This is a genomic window from Thermoplasmata archaeon (genome assembly GCA_035632695.1).
Lineage (GTDB): Archaea > Thermoplasmatota > Thermoplasmata > RBG-16-68-12 > RBG-16-68-12 > RBG-16-68-12.
On the sequence record DASQGG010000081.1, the window covers coordinates 1 to 5,986 of the forward strand.

Genomic DNA, 5,986 nt, shown 5'->3' on the forward strand with positions numbered 1-5,986 from the left:
GAGCATCCGACGGCAGACCCAGGACGGTGGGACGAGGGAACGGCTCGACAAGATCGACATACAACGGCGCCTGGCGACCCGCATCATCGAGGAAATCATGACGTTCACGCAGGCGAGCGCGATCGACCGGAAGGAGACGGACATCGTTGCCCTGCTCCGCACCGCGGCGGACCAGGCATCCGCCTACCGTAAGGAGGGAGTGACCCTGAGTCTCGATCTGGGAGAGACGCCGATCCTCACCGCGGTGGATTCCCTGAAGATGTCCCAGGCGTTCGTGAATCTGATCAAGAACGCGTACCAGGCGACCGACCATGGGGTGGTGTCCGTGGCCCTCTCCACCGAGGACGCGACGATCCGAATCGTCGTCCGGGACACCGGAAAGGGAATGTCCCCCGAGGAACGGGAACTCGTCTTCAAGCCCTTCTTCACGACCAAGCCGCAGGGCGATGGGGTCGGCCTGGGCCTGAGCTTCGTGGAGGCCGTGGTCGAGGCGCACGGTGGGCACATCGACGTGGCATCCGAGGCGGGCAAGGGCAGCACGTTCACGCTTCGCCTCCCGATCTTGGCGGGATCGCCTCAAGCGAGGGAGGATTCCGAATCGGCGTGAGGCTTATCCGGAACGCGCGGATGCACGGACCGTGGCCTCGGACCACCTCCGCCGCGTCGCGGACCAAGTCTACCGCCTCGAGGACCGATTCGTCAACCTCTACCTGATCGACCTGGGCAAGATCGTCCTCGTGGACACAGGGACTCGGAAGGCGGAGGACCTCATCCGCCAGGGGCTGCGAGAGCTCGGGAAGGAGGTCGACGACATCGCGGCCCTCCTGCTCACACACCATCATGCGGACCACGTGGGCACGGCGGGCGTCTGGAGACGCGAGGCGGGGGCGGCTGCGGAGTTGCACCGGCTCGACGCGCCCGTGGCGGCGAAACGGGAGCGCCGCCGGACGCACGGAACGCGACCCGCCATGAAAGTGGCCGCGGCCTTCATGGGCGTCATCACGTTGTTCATCCGGGCGGATCCCTTCGAGGCGGATCGAGTCCTCGAGGGTGGCGAGACGCTGGACGTCCTCGGTTGGCCGATCGAGGTGATCCACGCGCCGGGACACACCCTCGGGTCCTGCGCCTTCTACGCCCGGAGCGCGGACATCCTGTTCGCCGGGGACGCGGTGAACGGGCGACGGGGGAAGCCGGAGCCTCCCAATCTCGTCGAGGATGCCGCGGCCGCGGTCAACTCCTTTCGCCGACTCACGGACCTGAAGGCGGGCGTCCTGCTCCCGGGACATGGGAGTCCTGTCCGGACGCCGTCGGCCGGACCTGAGCCTGGGGCCGACGCGAGGGACGAGGGACCCTAGCGGCGCGGCGGTTGGGATCCCAGCCGCGCCCTCTCGCGGGCAGCGCCGGCTTGGTAGAACGCCAGGAAGATCCCCCCGACGACCCCGACCAGGATGAGGATCCCTCCCACGACGATGAGGCCGCTCCCGAGGCCGCTCCAGGAGTAGGTGCCGGTTGGCGACATCTGCGGCAGTACGATGCCGGTCACCCCTCCGATGACGAAGACAACGATTCCCAGGAGCCCGATCTTCTGGAACGCGGTAAACCGCATGGCATCCCTCGTTGAGTCCACATGCCCGTTTCCGGCCATGGACCTTTCGGCGGCCCGCCCCGGGACCCCTGGGAAAGCTCCATAACGGGCCAATCCTTTGCCGCTCCGGGAAGGCCATGTCCCTGCTCTGTCCGATCGATTTCCGCTACGGCCGCCCGAAGATGAAGGCCGTGTTGGACGAGGAAAGCCGACTCCAGCGCCTCCTCGACGTGGAGGCGGCCCTCGCGCGCGCCGAGGCCGCGGCGGACCTCATCCCGGCGGACGCCGCGAAGGCAATCACGAAGCATGCGACCACGGAGGAGGTCACGGTCGCGCGCGTGACGGAACTGGAGAAGGAGACGCGCCACGACCTCATGGCCGTGGTCCTCGCCCTCACGGAGGCCAGCGGCACGGAGGCGGGCAAGTACGTCCACCTAGGCGCGACGAGCAACGACATCTCGGACACCGCAACGGCACTCCAGTTGCGGGATGTGATCGCGATCCTGGACGAGGGCCTGGAAGGACTCGCACGCGCCTTGGCGGACCTGGCGAAGCGGCACAAGGGGACGGTCATGCTCGGCCGCACGCACGGCCAGGCCGCCACCCCGATCACGTTCGGCCTCAAGATGGCCGTCTACACCGCGGAGGTGGAGCGGCATCGCGAGCGGATCGTCGAGATGACCAAGCGCGTGGTCGTGGGCAAGATGTCCGGGGCCGTGGGCACGGGAGCCGCGTTTGGCCCGAAGGCCCTCGAGATCCAGGCCGCGGTCATGGCGGATCTCGGGATCGGAGTGGACGAGGCGTCTACCCAGGTCGTCGGCCGCGACCGGTACGCGGAGTTCATCGCGGTCCTGGCCAACGTGGCCTCGTCCCTGGAGAAGTTCGCGACCGAGGTGCGGAACCTCCAGCGGAACGAGATCGGCGAGGCCGCGGAGGCGTTCGAGGCGAAGAAGCAGGTGGGCAGCTCCACGATGGCCCAGAAGGAGAACCCGGTGAACGCGGAGAACGTGGTCTCCCTGGCCCGCATCGTCCGCGCCCTGGCGATCCCCGCGTACGAGAACGTCGCGCTGTGGCACGAGCGCGACCTGACGAACAGCGCTTCGGAGCGGATCCTGATCCCCCACGCGTGCGTCCTCCTCGACGAGATGATCACGCGGTCCATCGAGGTGTTCCGCGGCCTGCGCGTCTACCCGGACCGGATGAAGGAGAACCTGGAGGCGACGAAGGGGCAGGTCATGTCCGAGAGCGTGATGATCGCCCTCGCGCGGAAGGGGATGGGCCGGCAGGAAGCCCACCGGCTGGTTCGGGACATCGCCCTGAAGGCCCGCGCCCAGAGGGCCCATCTGAAGGACGCCCTGAAGGCCGACAAGCGGGTCAAAGCCCTCCTGTCGGACAAGGAGATCGACGAGGCCATGCGGCCCGAGCGGTACATCGGGCAGAGCGAGGCCATCGTGGCGTCCGTCCTGGCGAGAATCCACTGACCCGCCCGCCACGCTTAAGCTCTTGACGCGCCTGGGTGGACCGATGCGATACGCGACCTTGGTCGACGCGTACGAGAAGCTCGAGGCGACGACGAAACGACTCGAAATGACGGACCTCCTCGTCGCCCTGTTCCGGCAGGTGCCCCAGGAGGAACTCGAGCGCGTCGTCTACCTGACCCAGGGACGGGTCTTCCCGGATTACCTCGGCATCGAGCTCGGCCTCGCGGAGAAGCTCGCAATCCGCGCGATCGCCCAGGCCACCGGCGACGGCGAGGAGGAGGTCGAACGCGCCTGGAAGGCCTCCGGGGACCTCGGCCTCGTGGCGGAAGAACGGCTCCGGGGGAAGAAGCAGACCTCCCTGACGGCGGAGCCGCTCACCGTGGCCAAGGTCTACGCGAACCTCAAGGAGATCGCGACGACGTCCGGGTCCGGGTCCCAGGAACGGAAGCTGCGCCTGCTCGCGGAACTGCTCACGGATTCGGAGCCGCGGGAGGCGCGATACCTGTTGCGGATCGTCGTGGGCAAGATGCGCCTCGGCGTGGCGGACATGACCATCGTAGACGCCCTCGCCGCGACGTTCGCGACCAAGGAAGAGCGGGACCGGGTGGAGCGCGCGTACAACGTTTCGTCCGACCTTGGCGAGGTCGCTCGCGTCCTCGCGGAGAAGGGACTGGCGGGCGCCGACGCGATTCACCTCCAGTTGTTCCGCCCGATCCGTTCCATGCTCGCGGAGCGGCTGCCGACCCTCCAGGAGATCATGGACCGCCTGGGGGAGTGCGCGCTGGAGTACAAGTACGACGGCTTGCGGTGCCAGGCGCACATCTCGAAGGACAAGATCCAGCTCTTCTCGCGCGAGCTGGAGAACATCACGGGGCAGTTCCCCGAAATCGTCGAGGGGCTTCGCTCCGCGATCCGAGCCAAGGAAGTCATCGTCGAGGGCGAGGCCGTCCCCGTCGACGCGAACACGGGCGAGTTCCTCCCGTTCCAGGAGGTGAGTCGGCGGCGCGGACGCAAGACGGACGTGGACCGCATGGCCCAGGAGTTTCCCGTCACCCTGTTCACGTTCGACTGCCTTCTGCGGGAGGGCGAGGACTTCACCACGCGGACATACGTCGAGCGGCGCGAGAGCCTGGACGCCGTCCTCACGGAGAACGAGCGCATCCGGCGCGCGACGTACAAGACGACCGCGGACGTCAAGGTCGCGGAGTCGTTCTTCGACGAGGCGCTACAGGCGGGATGCGAAGGGCTCATGGCCAAGGCGCTCACCTCGACCTACGAGGCGGGGGCACGCGGCTTCCTGTGGATCAAGTTCAAGAAGGAATACAGCGCGGAACTGAGCGACACGATTGACCTGGTCGCCGTGGGCGCCTTCGCTGGGCGGGGGAAGCGCGCTGGGACCTACGGCGCGCTCCTCATGGCCGCATACGACGACCAAGCCGATGTCTTCCGGACGACGTGCAAGCTCGGCACGGGATTCGACGACGAGACCCTCTTCGCCCTCAAGGATCGATTCAAGGAGGTCACGATCCCACATATACACGCCCGGGTGGACTCCCAGATCCTCCCCGACGTGTGGTTCGAACCTCGGTTCGTCCTTGAGGTCAAGGGCGCCGAGATCACGGTCAGCCCGGTGCACACGTGCGCGCGGGACGCGATCCGAAAGGGCGCGGGCCTCGCGGTCCGCTTCCCGCGCTTCACGGGTCGTTGGCGGGACGACAAAAAGCCCGAAGACGCGACGACACAGAAGGAGCTCCTCGAGATGTACCGCGGGCAGCTCAAGGCCGTGCGACCGGGGGCCGGCTGACGGCCCGTGCGCGGGTCGGAGAAGCCTCGTGATTCGTGCCCGCATCGCGGATTCTCCCCGGAAAGAGAACCACATCGAAGCATTAAGATAGTCTACGGAGCTTGCGAACCCGCCACGGGTCCGGCCATGCCTACCCTCCTTCCCTACCAGCAGTTCTGGCCTCTCGCCACCGTCGGCGTTTGGTGGGGGCTTGCGGTGTACCAGGTGTACCGCGACCGCTACCGGACGTGGACCGAGGCGTTCTTCCTGGCCGCCTGCCTCTTCGCAGGGGCGTACGCCCTTGCCGACGTGTTCTTCTTCACGGTTCCGACCCAGGACGAAGCGATGCTCGCGGCCCTCCTGAGCTTCTCGGTGCTTACCCTTGCGGTCGTCTTCATCTTCCTGTTTGCCCTCGTCTTCTACACGAGGATGCGGCAGATCTACCTCGTCACCCTCCTTCCGGCGGTAGGGCTCATCTCGATGGTTTGGCTATTCCTGGTTAACTCCCAGGGCATCGCCTCCTTCGGCGGGAACAACCAACCGCCCTGGATCGGCAACTGGAACCGCACTGTGTTCGCGATCTGGGCCGCCGGCGCGCTCGTCTACGCGGTCCTCGGCGCGTACTTCCTCCTGCGGACGTACCGTGAGGTCGCCCACGAGACGCGCAAGCTGCGCCGTCGGATGTTTGGACTCCTCGTGTCCGCCCTCCTAGCGGTCGTCCTGGGAACCGTGACGAACACGTTCCGCGGCGTGACAGGCAATCCGGACTATCTCCCGCTGTTTTCCACGGGTCTCGTCTTCCCCGGGATCGTCTCCGTGATCACACTCTCGCCGCGAAGCCCCGAGCGGTTCTCCGTCGCGGTCCGCCGTTGGAAGGCGAGTCGATACGACATCAAGGCGGCATTCATCATCTACACGGACGGCACCCTGATCGGCGCCAAGGTCCGCCCCGGCGAGAAGGTAATCGACCAGGATCTGTTCAGCGCCACGCTCGATGTGATCCAGAATTTCATGCGGACCTCGTTCCCGACGCTGCGAGGTTCGCTCAGCGCGATCAAGCACGGGGACTACACGCTTGTCATGGAGCGCGGGAAGCACGCGTACCTGACCGTCATCCTCAAAGGAGAAGAGAACGAC

6 protein-coding genes are annotated in these 5,986 nt (G+C 66.7%); 5 read left to right on the forward strand and 1 reads right to left on the reverse strand.

The window, feature by feature from the left end; translation table 11 throughout:
- Positions 1-607: HAMP domain-containing sensor histidine kinase (locus VEY12_06065; protein ID HYM39692.1), on the forward strand; the 607-nt coding region annotated here is incomplete at its 5' end.
- A gap of 31 nt (positions 608-638) precedes the next feature.
- Entirely contained in the window at positions 639-1,355 is a 717-nt protein-coding gene (locus tag VEY12_06070; protein HYM39693.1) for an MBL fold metallo-hydrolase, read from the forward strand.
- On the opposite strand, the gene VEY12_06075 is transcribed toward VEY12_06070, so the two are convergent.
- Entirely contained in the window at positions 1,352-1,606 is a 255-nt protein-coding gene (locus tag VEY12_06075; GenBank protein ID HYM39694.1) for a hypothetical protein, read from the reverse strand. The two genes, VEY12_06070 and VEY12_06075, sit on opposite strands and share 4 nt — an antisense overlap.
- 116 nt (positions 1,607-1,722) lie before the next feature.
- Here VEY12_06075 and purB point away from each other — a divergent pair, with 116 nt between their 5' ends.
- The 3 genes from purB to VEY12_06090 form a co-directional block, all read left to right on the forward strand.
- Positions 1,723-3,066, forward strand: coding sequence for an adenylosuccinate lyase (purB, locus tag VEY12_06080; protein HYM39695.1), 1,344 nt, complete (start codon positions 1,723-1,725; stop codon positions 3,064-3,066).
- Between the two features lie 43 nt (positions 3,067-3,109).
- Entirely contained in the window at positions 3,110-4,870 is a 1,761-nt protein-coding gene (locus VEY12_06085; protein HYM39696.1) for an ATP-dependent DNA ligase, read from the forward strand.
- Positions 4,871-4,996: 126 nt separating this feature from the next.
- A partial coding sequence (locus VEY12_06090) for a hypothetical protein (GenBank protein HYM39697.1) occupies positions 4,997-5,986 on the forward strand: 990 nt, incomplete at its 3' end.

Excerpts from the sequence above, each read along its gene's own strand:
- VEY12_06075 (HYM39694.1), bottom strand. The coding sequence starts at position 1,606 with ATGCGGTTTACCGCGTTCCAGAAGATCGGGCTCCTGGGAATCGTTGTC.
- purB (HYM39695.1), top strand. The coding sequence starts at position 1,723 with ATGTCCCTGCTCTGTCCGATCGATTTCCGCTACGGCCGCCCGAAGATG.
- VEY12_06085 (HYM39696.1), top strand. The coding sequence starts at position 3,110 with ATGCGATACGCGACCTTGGTCGACGCGTACGAGAAGCTCGAGGCGACG.